The organism is Ruegeria sp. HKCCD9138 (genome assembly GCF_057220975.1).
Genome location: NZ_JBWVAZ010000001.1, coordinates 625,006 through 641,001, shown reverse-complemented (window position 1 = coordinate 641,001; position 15,996 = coordinate 625,006). Strand labels below are relative to the sequence as shown.

The 15,996-nt window shown below is 56.6% G+C and carries 16 protein-coding genes; 5 read left to right on the top strand and 11 right to left on the bottom strand.

Annotated elements, in window-relative coordinates; genetic code table 11:
- Positions 1 to 20: 20 nt before the first annotated feature.
- Complete coding sequence (locus AC2TEL_RS03255; protein ID WP_480839784.1) at positions 21 to 614, bottom strand: invasion associated locus B family protein; 594 nt, start codon at positions 612 to 614, stop codon at positions 21 to 23.
- Positions 615 to 1,063: 449 nt separating this feature from the next.
- Between AC2TEL_RS03255 and AC2TEL_RS03250 the strand changes: the two genes are divergently transcribed.
- The gene (locus AC2TEL_RS03250; RefSeq protein WP_480901822.1) at positions 1,064 to 2,611 is read left to right on the top strand and encodes a helicase HerA-like domain-containing protein; all 1,548 of its coding nucleotides are present in this window, start codon (positions 1,064 to 1,066) and stop codon (positions 2,609 to 2,611) included.
- Between the two features lie 44 nt (positions 2,612 to 2,655).
- On the opposite strand, the gene AC2TEL_RS03245 is transcribed toward AC2TEL_RS03250, so the two are convergent.
- The 4 genes from AC2TEL_RS03245 to AC2TEL_RS03230 form a co-directional block, all read right to left on the bottom strand.
- On the bottom strand, positions 2,656 to 2,910 hold the full coding sequence (locus AC2TEL_RS03245) for a hypothetical protein (protein ID WP_480839780.1): 255 nt from the start codon (positions 2,908 to 2,910) through the stop codon (positions 2,656 to 2,658).
- A gap of 189 nt (positions 2,911 to 3,099) precedes the next feature.
- Positions 3,100 to 4,413: a branched-chain amino acid ABC transporter permease gene (locus AC2TEL_RS03240; RefSeq protein WP_480901819.1), complete on the bottom strand. Its 1,314-nt coding sequence runs from the start codon at positions 4,411 to 4,413 to the stop codon at positions 3,100 to 3,102.
- Entirely contained in the window at positions 4,410 to 5,420 is a 1,011-nt protein-coding gene (locus AC2TEL_RS03235) for a branched-chain amino acid ABC transporter permease (RefSeq protein WP_480839777.1), read from the bottom strand. The genes AC2TEL_RS03240 and AC2TEL_RS03235 overlap by 4 nt, the downstream gene beginning before the upstream one ends.
- A 229-nt stretch (positions 5,421 to 5,649) precedes the next feature.
- Positions 5,650 to 6,027, bottom strand: a complete 378-nt coding sequence (locus AC2TEL_RS03230) for a hypothetical protein (RefSeq protein WP_480901817.1) — start codon at positions 6,025 to 6,027, stop codon at positions 5,650 to 5,652.
- Between the two features lie 424 nt (positions 6,028 to 6,451).
- Here AC2TEL_RS03230 and AC2TEL_RS03225 point away from each other — a divergent pair, with 424 nt between their 5' ends.
- Complete coding sequence (locus tag AC2TEL_RS03225; protein ID WP_480839773.1) at positions 6,452 to 6,805, top strand: hypothetical protein; 354 nt, start codon at positions 6,452 to 6,454, stop codon at positions 6,803 to 6,805.
- Between the two features lie 125 nt (positions 6,806 to 6,930).
- Here the strand turns inward: AC2TEL_RS03225 and AC2TEL_RS03220 are convergent, their stop codons facing one another.
- The 4 genes from AC2TEL_RS03220 to AC2TEL_RS03205 all read right to left on the bottom strand — a co-directional run bounded on the left by AC2TEL_RS03220 (position 6,931) and on the right by AC2TEL_RS03205 (position 10,318).
- Positions 6,931 to 7,368 carry a hypothetical protein gene (locus AC2TEL_RS03220; RefSeq protein WP_480901815.1) on the bottom strand — a complete coding sequence of 146 codons (438 nt, stop codon included), beginning with the start codon at positions 7,366 to 7,368 and terminating at the stop codon, positions 6,931 to 6,933.
- Positions 7,369 to 7,373: 5 nt separating this feature from the next.
- Entirely contained in the window at positions 7,374 to 8,204 is an 831-nt protein-coding gene (locus AC2TEL_RS03215; RefSeq protein WP_480840232.1) for an ABC transporter ATP-binding protein, read from the bottom strand.
- An 8-nt stretch (positions 8,205 to 8,212) separates the two neighbouring features.
- Positions 8,213 to 9,001 carry an ABC transporter ATP-binding protein gene (locus AC2TEL_RS03210; protein ID WP_480839769.1) on the bottom strand — a complete coding sequence of 263 codons (789 nt, stop codon included), beginning with the start codon at positions 8,999 to 9,001 and terminating at the stop codon, positions 8,213 to 8,215.
- A 135-nt stretch (positions 9,002 to 9,136) separates the two neighbouring features.
- Entirely contained in the window at positions 9,137 to 10,318 is a 1,182-nt protein-coding gene (locus AC2TEL_RS03205) for an ABC transporter substrate-binding protein (RefSeq protein WP_480839767.1), read from the bottom strand.
- Between the two features lie 152 nt (positions 10,319 to 10,470).
- On the opposite strand from AC2TEL_RS03205, the gene AC2TEL_RS03200 reads away from it, so the two are divergent.
- Positions 10,471 to 11,568, top strand: a complete 1,098-nt coding sequence (locus AC2TEL_RS03200) for a PQQ-dependent sugar dehydrogenase (RefSeq protein WP_480901855.1) — start codon at positions 10,471 to 10,473, stop codon at positions 11,566 to 11,568.
- On the opposite strand, the gene AC2TEL_RS03195 is transcribed toward AC2TEL_RS03200, so the two are convergent.
- The gene (locus AC2TEL_RS03195; protein WP_480839765.1) at positions 11,565 to 12,569 is read right to left on the bottom strand and encodes a GlxA family transcriptional regulator; all 1,005 of its coding nucleotides are present in this window, start codon (positions 12,567 to 12,569) and stop codon (positions 11,565 to 11,567) included. The two genes, AC2TEL_RS03200 and AC2TEL_RS03195, sit on opposite strands and share 4 nt — an antisense overlap.
- Positions 12,570 to 12,738: 169 nt before the next feature.
- Between AC2TEL_RS03195 and AC2TEL_RS03190 the strand changes: the two genes are divergently transcribed.
- A complete protein-coding gene (locus AC2TEL_RS03190; RefSeq protein ID WP_480839763.1) occupies positions 12,739 to 14,109 on the top strand; it encodes a class II 3-deoxy-7-phosphoheptulonate synthase in 1,371 nt (456 codons plus the stop codon).
- A 68-nt stretch (positions 14,110 to 14,177) separates the two neighbouring features.
- Here the strand turns inward: AC2TEL_RS03190 and AC2TEL_RS03185 are convergent, their stop codons facing one another.
- Positions 14,178 to 14,858, bottom strand: coding sequence for a PAS domain-containing protein (locus AC2TEL_RS03185; RefSeq protein ID WP_480901813.1), 681 nt, complete (start codon positions 14,856 to 14,858; stop codon positions 14,178 to 14,180).
- A gap of 251 nt (positions 14,859 to 15,109) precedes the next feature.
- On the opposite strand from AC2TEL_RS03185, the gene AC2TEL_RS03180 reads away from it, so the two are divergent.
- The gene (locus AC2TEL_RS03180) at positions 15,110 to 15,988 is read left to right on the top strand and encodes a YicC/YloC family endoribonuclease (RefSeq protein ID WP_480901811.1); all 879 of its coding nucleotides are present in this window, start codon (positions 15,110 to 15,112) and stop codon (positions 15,986 to 15,988) included.
- Positions 15,989 to 15,996: the final 8 nt, after the last annotated feature.

Below are 15,996 nucleotides of genomic sequence, written 5' to 3'. Positions count from 1 at the left end.
CAGTTACTTGTTTGCGGTTATTAGTTTACCGATGGACTCAGGCTGTCGAATGCCGAGGTAAATCCGCTCAGTGACATATCCATGTTGAGGACCTGGTCTGGCACGCGCGCGGGCACCAGTGACAGTACGGCTTTGGTACCAGATTTCATGGCATCGATATCACCCTGTGTCAGCCCCAGCTGCGCGACGCATCCAACCGGGATACAGTGGTGATAGTTGTACAGTTTCCGCGGGGCACCATCGATGGAGACCGCAAGCTGAGCCTGCAGCAGGGTTTCAAGCGGCACCACCACATTTGCCCAAGCTACCGCAGCGCCACCTTCGGGCAGTTTGCCGATTGTTACTTCGGCAATCGGATCGCCCTGGGCGCCTTTGAGGATCTGAACCATGGCACAGGGGTCGTTTCCTTCCTGTGCCTTGATACAGGAAATGCCCCAATCACCGGATTCCTCCTTGATGTATTGCTCGCCAATGCGTGGACCGGACTCTCCCAGATCGAGGTCATTGCCGACCTGAGACTGGTCGGTCTGCGTATCAGTTGTTTCCTGCGCGTATGCTGCGCTGCTCAGCAGAGCCACCGCCGCAAGAGTGAATGGGACAAGTTTCCTGATCATGAATGCCTCGTGTTGCTGATCCAGCTTTTTGTTTCCTCTACCACCGCAGAACCGTGGTGTCAGGGTTAAACCGGCATCGGCGTCCAGAATTGAACGGAAATCCGCCGAAAGTCGGGTGACAACTGCATGGGATGCCAAGGAAAAAGGGAGCCGGTGAAGCGGCTCCCTTTAAGAAATGTATCTCCCCGTCGGACTGGCCGACTTAGTTATGCGCAGACGTTACGAGAGCAATTCCCGTGGGTCAACATCTATCCGCAAAATTTAATCCAGCATTTAGTGCATTTACGTTTTGCCAGCCAAAAAAGCCGTGCCCAAGGGCACGGCCAGTCAACAGGGAGGAAGTTTGCCTCTTCACGGGCACAACCGCAAAGAAAGCAAAATGACTATCGCAGCCAAAGGTTAACTTTGTATGCTTGGCGCAGATCGGTAGAAATTGGGACAGTTTTTCTATGAGCGACAAGATTTTCATCGGCGGCGCGGGTCCGGACTATGGGCAGGCGCAGGGCATGGCTTTGAAGTATGCCAATCGTCACGGGCTGATTGCAGGGGCAACGGGCACGGGAAAAACCGTTACGTTGCAAATCCTGGCTGAAGGGTTTTCCAAAGCCGGTGTGCCGGTATTCCTGTCGGACGTCAAAGGAGATTTGTCCGGGTTGGCATTGCCGGGCAGTGAAGGTCACAAACTGCATCAGGCCTTCCAGGATCGGGCAGAGCGGATCGGTTTCGATAAATTCGCATATGCGGCCTGCCCGGTGACCTTCTGGGACCTCTTCGGAGAACAGGGCCATCCCGTGCGTACGACGGTAACCGAAATGGGCCCGCTCCTGCTGTCGCGACTGATGGAGCTGAGCGAGGCGCAGGAGGGCATCCTGAACATCGCGTTTCGGGTTGCGGATGAAGAGGGTATGCCACTTCTGGATCTCAAGGATCTACAGGCCCTGCTGGTCTGGATCGGAGAAAACCGCGCTCAGCTGTCTCTGCGTTACGGCAATGTCTCGACGGCGTCGATCGGTGCCATTCAGCGCCGGTTGCTGGTGCTGGAAAATCAGGGCGGCACGAACCTGTTTGGCGAGCCTGCTCTGGATCTTTCCGACCTTATGCGGACCGATGAGAACGGCCATGGGGTGGTCAATATCCTCGCTTCGGACAAGTTGATGGGTGCGCCAAGGCTGTACGCTACGTTTCTTTTGTGGCTGCTGAGCGAGTTGTTTGAAGAACTGCCCGAGGTTGGAGATCCAGACAAACCTAAGCTGGTGTTTTTCTTTGACGAAGCCCACCTTCTGTTTGATGACGCGCCCAAGGTTCTGGTCGACAAAGTGGAACAGGTCGCGCGTCTGATCCGGTCCAAGGGTGTTGGTGTCTACTTTATCACTCAGAACCCGGCCGATGTTCCCGAGGACATTCTGGGCCAATTGGGCAACCGTATTCAGCACGCTTTACGGGCGTTTACAGCGAAGGACCGAAAGAACCTGCGGCTGGCCGCCGAGACCTATAGGGAGAACCCGGAATTCGACACGGAAATCGCTATCCGCGAGGTAGGCGTGGGTGAGGCCGTGACATCCATGCTGCAAAAGAAAGGCGTGCCGGGCATGGTCGAGCGAACCCTGATCCGCCCGCCCGGGTCTCAGCTAGGGCCCATAGGCGATGCAGATCGCCAGGCGATCCTGGTATCCTCGCCGATGGCCGCGAAGTACGACAAGAGCATAGATCGGAAGTCGGCCTTTGAAATTCTCCAGGCCCGGGCAAATACCGCCGCGCAGGAGGCTGCTGCTGCAGAATCCGAAGACATCTTCGAGCAGCAATCACCGATCGAGCGCGAATATGCATCGGCACGCCGGTACTCGGGCAGTCGGGTCGGGCGATCTTCATCTCGTGTGACACGCAAGAAGGACACGTTTGCAACCGCCATGAGCGAAGCAGTCATCAAGGAATTGAAAGGCACAACGGGCCGACGCATCGTGCGCGGCATATTAGGCGGGTTGTTTCGGAACCGGTGACCGAATAAAGCGCCCCGCCAATTTCCGACAGGGCGCTGCGCCCTTTATTTGTTCAACCGGCGCAAGCCTTCCTGTTTGCAGTAGTTGTCCGCCTCGGGCACCGACATTTTGGTGGCCGGGAAATTGATTGCGCGATCCCACGAAACACGATCATGCCGGTACAACTGACATGTCACAACACCCTTTGGCGTCTTCACCTGAACGGGCGTCGTTTCCAACTCTTCCGGGGTTGGCACACAGGCGGATAGGGGGGCCATCAATACGGCCAGCGTCGCAGTAAGTCTGAGTGGTTTCTGCATGGGCTATGCTGCTCTTTCTTTCGTGAACACAGTGATCGTTAAAAACCGGACGGATGCAGAGTGGGGTCCAGCCGTCAGGTACCGCCGAAGTGGTGATAGACGGTACACTCGTTTATTCTTTTTTAACCTTTGAAACAAGAAACCGCGCCGATTGGCGGCGCGGTCACGGCATTCTGGGTGAAGTTTTGCCTATTTCTCGGGGATCAACCCCCTTGGGCTGAACCTGAGAACAATCAGCAGAATCAGGCCCATCGTGAACAGGCGCATATGCGCCGCACTCTCGATCAGATGTGTTTTGAGTGCGCTGCCATCGGGTAGCCCGGCGGTAACTGCGCTCATCAACCACAGGCCGATCGGTTCGACCTGTACCCATAGGAACCAAATAAGGAAGGCACCCAGAACCGCTCCGAAGTTGTTACCTGATCCGCCGACGATCACCATGACCCAGACGAGAAAGGTAAACCGCAACGGCTGATAAGCGCTGGGTGTCAACTGACCATCCAATGTGGTCATCATGGCGCCTGCGATACCACAGATCGCGGAACCCAGAACGAAGATTTGCAAATGACGGCGGGTGACGTCCTTGCCCATCGCCTCGGCTGCCACTTCATTGTCCCGAATGGCGCGCATCATGCGGCCCCAAGGGCTTTTTAAGGCCATCTGCGCCATCCAGAGCAGCACCAGCAAAACGATCAGGAACAGCAGCGAATAGCCCAGTTTGACCGAAAGGGTTGACGCTGTCACCGGGTCCAGTCCGAACCACTCGGCGCGGGCGATGAACGACGGATCTTTCTGAAGCTCGACTTCATAGCCGACAACGGGAGCGGGGCGGGGAATTCCGTAGACGTTCTTGACGCCTCGGGCCAGCCAGTCTTCGTTTTTCATGATCGCGATGATGATCTCGGCAATACCCAGCGTTGCAATCGCCAGATAATCCGACCGCAGGCCCAACGCCGTTTTACCGATCAACCACGCAGCCCCTGCCGCCAGCAGTCCACCTGCTGGCCAGGCCAACAAAACCGGAAGGTTCAGACCCCCAAGGTTGCCTTCTACCGCCGGGTTTATTGCTTCGACCGCTGCTGCATTTGGATCGAAGATCGCGCGATAGACAAAAAATCCGATCACCAGAATACCAATGATCGACAAGGTTTGCGCGCGTCCCTTCGGCATCTTCTGCGCGACTAGAACCGCGGCCACAACTGTGGCTGCCCCTAACAAAAGGGCCAGAACGATCCCGTAACCCCCTGCGGACCACGCTCCAGGCGTCGGAGAGGTCGATACCAGCACAACCGCCAGACCGCCGAGCGCGACAAAGCCCATGACACCGACGTTGAACAGACCGGCAAAGCCCCACTGCAGGTTCACACCGATGGCCATGATGGCCGAGATCAGACCCATGTTCAGGATCAGGATGGCGGCGTTCCAACTTTGCGTGAAACCTGTCAGCAGAATCAGGCTGCCAACGACGACGAAAAGCAGCGTGTTTTTGACGGACTCGGTCATACCGCTTTCCCCTTAAACAGACCCGTGGGCTTGAACAGAAGCACGATCAGCAAGATCACAAAGCTGACAGCGAATTTGTAGTCGGTCGACAGAAACTGTACCAAGCCCGACGGGGCAAGGCTTTCCGGTGCGACGTAAGTCAGCACTTTCTTCCACGCATAGGTAATCGTGACCTCGGAAAACGCGATGATGAACCCGCCCGCAATGGCACCCAGAGGATTGCCGAGGCCACCCACGATGGCCGACGCGAAGATGGGCAGCAGCAGTTGGAAATAGACGAAGGGCTTGAAGCTTTTGTCTAACCCATAAAGAACGCCCGCCGTCGTTGCCAAGGCTGCGACGATGATCCATGTGATCATCACCACACGTTCGGGATTGATGCCGGACAGCAGCGCCAGATCCTCATTGTCAGAATACGCACGCATCGATTTTCCGGTCCGCGTTTTGTTGAGGAACCAGAACAACAGCGCCACTGCAACAACCGCGACCACAACTGTGAGCGCCTGAGAAGTTCGGATCGCAAGGCCCTCGTTCAATCCGGTCATGGCCTTGAAATCCCGAGCGGAAATCAAGAACCGTGCGCCGTCCGAGAACCTTTGGTCGTCGGGACCGATGATAAACCGCACCAGGCCATTCATGATGAACATCACGCCCATCGAAACGATCACCAATATGACTGGTTTGGCCTTTTGATCTCGGTAAAAGCGGTAAACAAGCCTGTCGGTGATCAACACAAGGATGATGCAGCCCAAAATGGCAAAGGGCAGGGCCAGAAGGGCAGTAGGCAAAGGCCCAAAGCTGACGCCTGCGGCCTGCAACGCCCAAGTGACCAGCACGGCGATCATCGCGCCAAAGGCCATCGTGTCGCCATGGGCAAAGTTCGAGAACCGCAGAATGCCGTAGATCAGCGTGACCCCCAGCGCTCCGAGCGCCAGCTGGCTGCCATAGGCAATCGCTGGCACGATGACAAAGTTCGTAAGCGCGACAAGCGCGTTGAGTAGGTCCATGAATTCTTCTCACTGTCCGGGTGCGGCCTTATGCCATGCGGGTGGGTGAGAACACAACATTTCAGCCGCGCAAGACGCCCTAAATGGTCACAAAAAACGCGATTTTTGACCTGCGTCACAGCCCATGTTGCCGGGTAGAAAAAACGACCCCCGGAGGTCGGGCACAAACCTCCGGGGCGCGGCGCGCCGATTCTGCTTTTTTGCGCGAATCCGGGCGGCTTATTGGGAACTATTGGGAAACCGTGCAGTTACCGCGTTCATTCCGCTGCTTCGCACCCGTTGCCCGGATCGCAAGGTGGCCAGAGTCGGTATTCACGGTGTATCCGACGCTGCCACCATTAAGAACCTGAAGGAATTCCTGAGCGCCCAGGCTGGGGTAAACGAGCACCTCATGCTCTTGGTTGTCGACCAAAAGCGCGCCCTTGGATTGACCTTCACGCCGTTTCAACGTGACTTGCTGGGCGGGTTCAAGTGGCGTGCATCCACTGGTCTTGCATGTCTCGGTAATCTGGCACTCGTAAACTGTTTCACCTTGCGCGGGGTCTTGCGAAACGGCCTGCGCGGTTGCGGGCAGGACGATGGCGGCAAGCACTGCCAGATATTTCATATTGTGTCTCCTAAAGGGGTAATGGCCCGAAATATGTCGAGAATCCCGTCTGGATTCTCGTCGTTCGCTCGGTGTGAGTAGGCGTGGAAAATGGCAAGAATTAAGCTGATGGTGGGCGGAAATCAGAAGCGGTCGAATTTTCGTATGCGCGGGTATTTCAAAGTAACGCTCTGAGATTGAACGGTTTAATACTGACACGATTTAGGTTCCGCGGGAGAAAAGTAATGATTGCCTTTTTTACGTCACTTTCGACCATCAGTGCACTGGCGAGACACGGTCATGAAAAAACATCGACCCGACGAACACGCTTTTTCACTCAGCCTCAAGAACAAGTGAAGGTCTCCGTGCAGCCCATTGAAATCTTTGAGTTACTCGTTGACTTGTTTTGAAGCGTGGGGGCGCAGAAACAGGAAAGAGGTTCCACATGAAGTTTTACGCAGCTCTGATACTGTGTGCGACCATGCCGGTGATGGCGCAATCGGCAACGAGTGATCCGTTGAACGGGGCGGATTTTGTTGTCAATTGCGTGTCGGACAGCAATGGTGGCGCAGTGACCCTGGCGCGATCCGGCGCGTCCGACAAAGGGTTCATTGTCACGGATGAGATCAAGGGAGAGGCGACGATTATCGCGGGGCTAAACTCACTGACCTTCCTGCACATCATGGACAAGGACGTTGTGACCTTTGTCGTTGATTTCGAGGATCGGAACTACGATATGTCCATCAAAGGCCCGCATGCCAGCAATGATTTCGGGCAATGCGGCGATCCGGTATTCTGATGTCGGAGCAAGGTGCGAAACTTCAAAGTAGATAGAAGGCGATAGGCGAGCAGCCAGAACAAACGCGAGTTCGGCGTGCGCGACGAACTCGCTGAAAATCCCAGTTGGCTACAAGGCAACCGATCTCAATCTTCTGGCAATTCCCGCGGTTCGCACAAGCCTCCAAAAGTTACATGTGCGTCCGGACCAGCGTAGACAGATACCAAAATATCTTTGTCAGGAAAGAAGGTCACTAAGGTAATCTTCGGTTCGGTTTGTTGCTGCTCACTCCAGTTTCCAATTAACCAACGTCCATCTTCTTGTAGTTGTCCAATTCCAATTGAGTTGGTCGTCGTGGATCCGAAGCCGAACCGGTTGGATTCTCCTGGGCGCGACATACGGCTAAAGCCGAAAGGGGTATAGTCCGCCATTGCAACCGGTTTCGTAGGGTTACCACCAGCTGATGTGGTATCAGTAAGTGTGCAAAAATAGAGTTCGTGAAGTTCAATTTCCGATGCAGCTACGGAATTTTGGGACGCTATAGCGCCCGAAACAAAAAGGAAAACTGTCAGGATAGCTCTCAAGTTCCTCATCCCCCCAAGAAACTCTTCCGCACCTCCGGGTCAGCCAACAATTCCTTGCCCGTGCCGCTGTAGGCATTCCGCCCCTGCACCAGCACATACCCCTTGTCCGCGATCTCCAGCGCTTGACGGGCGTTTTGTTCGACCATCAGGATCGGCAGACCGGTGCGAGAGACCTCGATGATCCGGTCGAAAAGCTCGTCCATCACGATAGGCGAGACCCCGGCGGTCGGTTCGTCCAGCATCAGCACCTTGGGCTGTGTCATCAGCGCGCGTCCGACGGCGACCTGTTGGCGTTGACCGCCCGACAACTCTCCGGCCGCCTGATTGCGTTTATCGCGCAGAATGGGGAAGAGGTCATAGACCTGCTCCATGGTCTGGCCGATGTCGTCGCGGCGGATGAAGGCGCCCATTTCAAGGTTTTCCTCGACTGTCATCGAGGTAAAGATGTTCTGGGTCTGTGGAACGAAACCCATACCCTTCATCACCCGGTCCTGTGGGGACAGGTTGGTGATGTCCTCGCCATCCAGCCGCACCGATCCGGCGCGCACGTCCAGCATCCCGAACACAGCTTTCATCGCGGTTGATTTTCCCGCGCCGTTGGGGCCGACGATCACGGCAATCTCACCCTTGTCCACGGCGATGGTGCAATCGTGCAGGATGTCGGGGCCCTTGCCATATCCTCCGGTCATCGTGTCACCGATCAGGAAAGGACCGCCGCCGACATAATGCGTCTTACCGCTTTTCTTATGCGCCGGTGTCATGGTCCCGACACCATGGGTGTTGGTGATCGAGGCGTCTTTGTTGCCCTTGTCGTCCTGATAGGGGTTGTCGCTCATGCCAGCGGTCATGTTTGGGCCTCCAGCTTGTCTTTGTTCTTCAGGCCGGTGCCCAGATAGGCCTCGATCACGTGCTCGTTGGCCTTGATTTCGTCCAAAGTGCCCTCGGCCAGAACCTTGCCCTCGGCCATACAGATGACCGGGTCGCAGATCTTGCCGATGAAATCCATGTCATGTTCGATCACGACAAAGGTATAGCCGCGTTCCTTGTTCAGTCGCAGGATTGTATCGGCGATGGTCATCAGCAGGGTGCGGTTCACACCCGCGCCCACCTCGTCCAGAAACACGATCTTGGCGTCGACCATCATGGTGCGGCCCAGTTCCAGCAGTTTCTTCTGCCCGCCCGAGACCTGACCCGCCTTGTGGTCGGCAAGATGTTCGATGGTCAGAAACTCCAACACCTCATCGGCCTTGGCGCGCAAGGCGCGTTCTTCGTCTGCGATTCGCTTGCGGCCAAACCAGGTGTTCCAAAGCGATTCCCCCGATTGCGCACCGGGCACCATCATCAGATTCTCGCGGCAGGACATCGAGGAGAATTCGTGCGCGATCTGGAATGTGCGCAGCAGGCCTTTGTGAAACAAGTCATGCGGCGGCAGGCCTGTGATGTTTTCACCGTCCATGAAAACCTTGCCGCTTGTCGGCGGCAGAACACCCGCGATCACATTGAACAGAGTGGTTTTTCCGGCCCCGTTCGGCCCGATCAGGCCAGTAATCGAACCTTTTTCGATTTCCAGCGATGCCCCGTCCACCGCGTGAAAACCGCCGAAATGCTTATGCACGTCTTCGACGACGATCATGTGTTCCCCTGGCCACCTGAAAGCAGCGCTTTTTAGTTGTCCCCATGCCCCTTCATCAGGGGTGCGGGTTTGTGTCATCGAAACAGCCCGGACACAAGGCCCGGGCTGCTTGGTTTTAGAATTTGGTGTCCGAAATCAACGGAAATTGACGGTTTTGTTTTCGCCGTCGGTCACTTCGATCTCGCGGTACGAACCCGCGCTTTCACCGGGGCCGATCAACTCAACTCCAGACGCGCCGACATAGTCGATGTCCTGACCTGCAGCCAGCAGTTCCAGGCCTTTCGCCAACTCACCGGGATAGATCTTTTCACCCGGTGCGTTGGCGACGTCCATGATTTTACCGCCATAATCAGCAGGGTTCGTCGATCCAGCAGCTTGCATCGCCAGCATGAACAGGGCAGCAGCATCATAGGATTCAGGCGAATAAGGGGACGAGCCGTCAAAGCCCGCTTCCTCGGCCATTGCAAAGTACTTCTCGGCACCTTCACCGCCCGAGCCGGCAATCTGACCGAACGAGCCGTTCAGGTCCGGACCAACGTTTGCGGGAAGCGAGTCGCCGATCATGCCGCCGGGCAGACCGAACGTGTCAAACGCACCGCTGTCCAGCGCCGACTGGATGATGCCCAGACCGCCCTGGTCCAGATAGCCCGCAACAACCAGAATGTCGCCACCGGCCGAGGCCAGCGCGCCAACTTCGGCCGAGTAGTCGGCCTTGCCGTCTTCGTGCGCTGCAACGATGGTCACTTCACCACCTGATGCTTCGAACGAGGACTGGATCGCATCCGCCAGACCCTTGCCATAGTCATTGTTGGTGTAGGTCAGTGCAATCGAGCTGATGCCACGGTCATTCAGGATGTCCGCCATCACCTGACCTTCACGCGCGTCCGACGGGGCGGTGCGGAAGAACAGGCCGTTGTCCTCCATGGTCGACAGGCCAGGAGAAGTCGCGGAAGGCGAGATCATGACCATACCGTTCGGGATCGCAACGTTCTGCAGGATCGCACCGGTCACGCCCGAGCAGTCACCACCGATGATGCCAGCAACGCCGTCAGCAATCATGCGTTCGCCGTTCGACGTGGCCAGACCGTTGTCGATACAGCCGGTGTCGGCGCGTGATGCGGTGACTTTGGCGCCATCCAGCAGCTTGCCGGATTCGGTGACCTCGGCCATCGCCAGCTCGGCACCCGAGCCCATGGCTGGGGAAAGCGATTCGATTGGGCCGGTGAAGCCGAACAGAACGCCCAGTGTCACATCCTCGGCCATTGCGGTTCCGGCCAGCAGAGCGGTTGCTGCAGTCGCAGTAAGCAGCTTTTTCATAAGGTTACTCCCTGTTATGAACGTATTCGTTCTGGGCACGACCCTAGGCAAGCTGTTCGGAAAAGAAAAGTCCTAACGAAAAGTTGGCTTTCGCAGGTATGCGCTATCTTGTTTTCTCGACCAAAGGCGATCTACGTAAGCGGAGGTTTCGGATGCTCAGGCTTGGTTTTTTTCTGGCATTTTTCTTGTCGTCCAGTGTGGTTTCCGCAGACCAGATACAGACCTCAGCTGGCCCCGTCACGGTGACAACGCTCGTCAGTGGACTGGATACGCCTTGGGCCATCGGAATATTGCCGGACAGTTCTTTTCTCGTCACGGAGCGCGATGGAGAGCTCCTCTATATTGCGGACGGGCAGTCAAAACGCGTCAAAGGCGTGCCAAAAGTCGTGACGAACGGGCAGGGTGGTTTGCTGGACGTCACTGTTGCGCGCGACTTTGTGCGCTCACGAGAGATTTTTCTGACTTTCTCCAAGCGACAGAAGGGCGGGGCCGGAACCGCGCTTGCTGTCGCCCGTTTGTCGGAAAGCGGTGATCGTCTGACCAATCTGCGCGTGATATTCGAGGCGCTTCCCGGCGGATCGGGAGGTCGTCATTTTGGCTCTCGCGTGGTTGAGGCAAATGACGGCACCCTGTTCCTGACGATAGGTGACAGAGGCGATCGGCCCAGTGCTCAGGACCGGACCAATCACATAGGCGCTGTCATCCGAGTGAACCGGGATGGAACGGTGCCTGCCGATAATCCATTTGTCGGCGAAAGTGGCGTACGCCCCGAAATCTGGTCGTTTGGGCACCGAAATCCGCAAGGAGCAGGACTCGACGCGCGCGGTCAACTATGGATTTCAGAGCATGGTGCGAGAGGCGGCGACGAAGTGAATCTGGTACAGTCAGGAAAGAATTACGGATGGCCGGTCATCTCCTACGGCGTCCATTACTCTGGTCAGAAAATCGGCGAGGGCACTACGAAACCGGGCATGGAACAACCCGAGCATTATTGGGACCCTTCCATCGCACCGTCTGGATTATTGGTGTATTCCGGCAAGCTGTGGCCGGAATGGAAAGGGGACATTTTTGTCGGTTCCCTGAAGTTTGATTACATTTCACGGCTCGAAGGAACGCCGCTGCGCGAAGTTGAACAGATCCAAGGCCCCGAAACCGAGCGTGTCAGGGATATCGTGGAAGCACCTGACGGGGCCATTTGGTTCATTTCAGTAGGAAACGGGGCGATCTACAGAATGACGCCGACCCGTTAGACCGACAGCCGACCGCCTTGTGCGCCGCGCTCGCGATAGGGCGTGGTGTTGTAGTGTGCCCGGTAGCATTTCGAGAAATGCGAGGGGCTGGCGAATCCGCAGGCCAGTGCCACGTTGATCACGCTCATGTCTGTCTGCATCAGAAGGTTGCGGGCTTTGTGCAGGCGCAGTTCCATATAATAGCGCTTGGGCGAGCGGCTCAGATAGCGGCGGAACAGTCGCTCGAGTTGCCGCGTCGACATGCCGACATCCTTGGCCAGGATCGAGGGAGAGATCGGTTCCTCGATGTTCTTTTCCATCATCAGAATGACCTGGCTAAGCTTGGGATGGCGTACCCCGATGCGCGTGGGCGTGGACAGGCGCTGTGTGTCCTGATCCGTGCGGATCGAGGAATAGATCATCTGATCCGCCACCGCATTCGCCAGATCCTCACCGTAGTCCTCGGCAATCAGTTTTAGCATCAAATCTATCGAGGATGTCCCGCCCGCAGTGGTCATCCTGTTGCCGTCGATCTGAAATACCGATTTGGTCAGTTCGACGGTGTCGAACTCTTCGGCAAAACTGTCCGAGTTTTCCCAGTGGATGGTCGCGCGTTTGCCCTCCAGCAGACCAGCCTTGGCCAGTGTATAGGCAGCGGTACACAGTCCCCCGATTTTCAGGCCCTTGCGTGCCTCGCGGCGCAACCAGTTCAGGACACGTTTGGTCGTCGCGGCCTGAACGTCGACCCCGCCGCACACCAGAATCACTTCGTCACGTTGCAGTTCGGACAAGTCACAATCGAGTTTGAATGTCGTACCGGCGGAGCAATGAACCAATTCACCTCCTTCACCGGCCAGCGTCCAGGTATAGAGTTCCCGATCAGACATTCGGTTGGCGATGCGCAGGCTATCAAGGGCCGACGCAAAGGACAGAAGGGAAAACTTATCCAGCAGAACAAAAACAAAATTGTTCGGCTTAGTGGAATTGCTATCCACGGTGACAACTTGGCGTTGCTCTTGCATGGCGAACTGTCCTTGATTCGGTGCCGGCCGACCTTTTTGAGCCGGCGGAATTGCCAGCCACCATGCTCAAAGCTTGTTTCCGGCGTCAAGAGGCGCAAATGGGATATGGCCACTCTTCATTGCATTTTGTATAGAGACCCCCTGAAATACCTCAGCGGAGATCAAAGCAATGACCGAGTGGCAAAAAACGAACTGGCGCAACAAGCCTCGCGTTCAGATGCCCGAATATACCGACCCGGCCGCACTGGCCAAGGTTGAGGCAAAGCTTTCTCAGTATCCCCCGCTGGTTTTCGCGGGCGAGGCGCGTCGCCTCAAGCAGCATCTGGGTGCCGCAGGGCGCGGTGAAGCATTCCTGTTGCAGGGGGGCGATTGCGCTGAAAGCTTCGATCAATTCAGCGCTGACGCAATCCGTGACACCTTCAAGGTGATGTTGCAGATGGCGATGGTTCTGACCTACGGCGCCAAGGTGCCGGTGGTCAAGGTCGGACGTATGGCCGGGCAATTCGCAAAGCCACGCAGCGCACCGACCGAAGTGGTGGATGGCGTGGAACTGCCCAGCTACCGCGGCGACATTATCAACGAACTGGCCTTCACACCCGAGGCGCGGATTCCGAACCCAGAAAAGATGTTGCAAGCCTACACTCAGGCGGCGGCAACGCTGAACCTGCTGCGCGCGTTCTCGACCGGTGGTTTTGCCGATATGAGCCGCGTGCATTCCTGGACACTTGGATTTACCGATGAGCAGGACGTTCAGAAATATTCCGAGATTGCGGATCGGATTCAGGACACCATCGACTTCATGGGCGCGGCCGGGATTACCGCCGACACCACCCACGAATTCTCGACCGTGGAATTCTACACCAGTCACGAAAGCTTGTTGCTGGAATATGAAGAGGCACTGACGCGCCTCGATTCCACGTCGGGCAATTGGCTGGCTGGCTCTGGTCACATGATCTGGATCGGGGATCGCACACGTCAGCCGGATGGTGCGCATGTCGAATTCTGCCGCGGCGTCCTGAACCCGATTGGCTTGAAATGCGGTCCAACGACGACAGCCGAGGATCTCAAGGTTCTGATGTCCAAACTGAACCCGGAAAACGAAGAAGGTCGCCTGACCCTGATCGCCCGGTTCGGTGCAGGGAAGGCAAGTGAACATTTGCCGCGCCTGATCAAAACCGTGAAAGAAGAAGGCGCCAAGGTGACCTGGGTTTGCGATCCGATGCACGGCAACACGATCAAATCGGCGACCGGATACAAAACGCGCCCGTTCGAATCCGTTCTGCGCGAGGTTCGTGATTTCTTTGGCGTACATCAGGCCGAAGGCACCATTCCTGGCGGTGTGCATTTCGAAATGACCGGTCTGGACGTTACTGAATGTACCGGTGGAGTTCGTGCTGTGACCGAAGAAGACCTGTCCGACCGTTACCACACGGCCTGCGATCCGCGTCTGAACGCCACGCAATCGCTGGAGCTGGCGTTCCTGGTTGCTGAAGAACTGACCAATTTGCGCCGCGATCGGAAGAAACGCGCTGCAAGCTGAGTGCACTTGTCAGAAACTCTTGAAACAAAGCGGCGGGTCTTGAGCCCGCCGTTTTTTGTTGTGCGAACTTAATCCTCGCGGGAAGAGACCAGTCTCAGATGACTTTTGGACGGATGAAGAGGCTCCTGATCTTCGGCAAAGCCCATCGCCTTTTCCGGGGAAACCTGTGGAGGCACCTGAAGATCAGCAATCTTGCGCACCCGGCTGTCCGTGATCGTGAACCGTCGTGGCGTTGTCCCGATTGCGCCATCGCTGATCATGACACCCAAGACCCGGCTGACATCGCCAAGGTCGCTTTTCAGCGGCAGAAGGATCATGCGGGCTTGCAGGTGTGCACGACCCATCTTGCCTTTTGAAACCATGCCCAGCTCGGTTACGGCGGGGGCGGCAAAAACCCGTTCCAGTTGCAACGTGACCTCTTCCCGCGCTTCCGGTTCGAAAAAGGATGTCAGAGGCATCCCACGGACTTCCATTCCCGCCAGTTTATTCAGATGACTGCCCGCAAGGCGAAACCGGGCAAGACCTGGTGCAATGCGTTCCAGAATAAACGTGTATTCAAGAATATTCTCCAATCCGCGCGGATCGATTTGTGATCGCTTCGGCACCCCATCTCCGGTCAGCAGTGCGGTCCAGTATGCCTCGGCCTGACGTATGGGGGACAGGCTGCGCCCGCTGTCAAAGCGATCCATTGCAACGATCTTTCCAAAACTTGAGCCGGAACCGGTCCCGAAAAAGGTTTTCATTTTCATCACCCTAACATCAATCACTCGCGATTTATCTAAAATGCCGTGTAATAGGCACCACAGCGATACACCAGCCGTTGCGACCGGAAGATTGGCACGGGTTAAGACAATTTTGGAGGAATTCTTTAACGAATGGTTAACTTTGCCGGATGAAGTCAAGAATAAGCAAGGTCTTGCCCCGGGGCGGTCGATGGCATTAGGTGCGGCAGGCGCGCGAAACGCGTCAGAGGATTGAAAGGGCAGGCATGATCAAATCCATGACTGGGTTCGCTTCGGGCAAAGGCGCGCTAGGCCCACACAGCTGGACGTGGGAGCTGCGCAGCGTCAACGGCAAGGGCCTGGATATGCGCCTGCGTGTTCCGGATTGGCTAACAGGTCTCGAAGCCGCTCTGCGGGCAGAACTGTCCAAGGCCGTCGGTCGCGGAAACATCACCCTGTCGCTGCGTGTAAACCGGGAAGAAACTTCGTCGGACATAAGATTGAACAGTGCTGCCATGCAGGCGGCGCTGGCTGCCTTGGCCCAGACCGAATCCATGGCTGCCGAGCAGGGCGTGACTTTGGCACAATCGCGTGCCAGTGACCTGCTGGTTCTCAAAGGCATGATGGATAACGGTTCTGACGAAGACGAAGCGGCACCCATCGTCGCGCAACTGACCAGTGATTTTCGCGGGTTAATATCCGACTTTCTGGCCATGCGCCGCACCGAAGGGCAGGCATTGGCGGAAATCCTGCAAACACAGCTGGATCGCATTGCCGACCTGACCGACCAGGCGGCAGGGTTGGCCGAGAGACGTCGCGATGATATGGCGAAAGCGTTGCGTGAAAATCTGGCGCGTGTTTTGGACAACGCACAGGGTGCTGATCCCGAACGTGTCGCGCAGGAGCTGGCTTTGATCGCGGTCAAGGCCGACATCACCGAGGAGATCGACAGGCTGGCCGCGCATGTCACAACGGCGCGAAGTTTGCTGGCCGAAGAAGGCCCGGTGGGACGCAAACTGGATTTCCTGACCCAGGAATTCAATCGCGAGGCCAATACCCTGTGCTCCAAGTCCCAGAATGCCGAACTGACGGCGGTCGGGTTGGAACTGAAGGCGGTCATTGATCAGATGCGCGAGCAAGTGCAGAACGTAGAATAACAGACGGG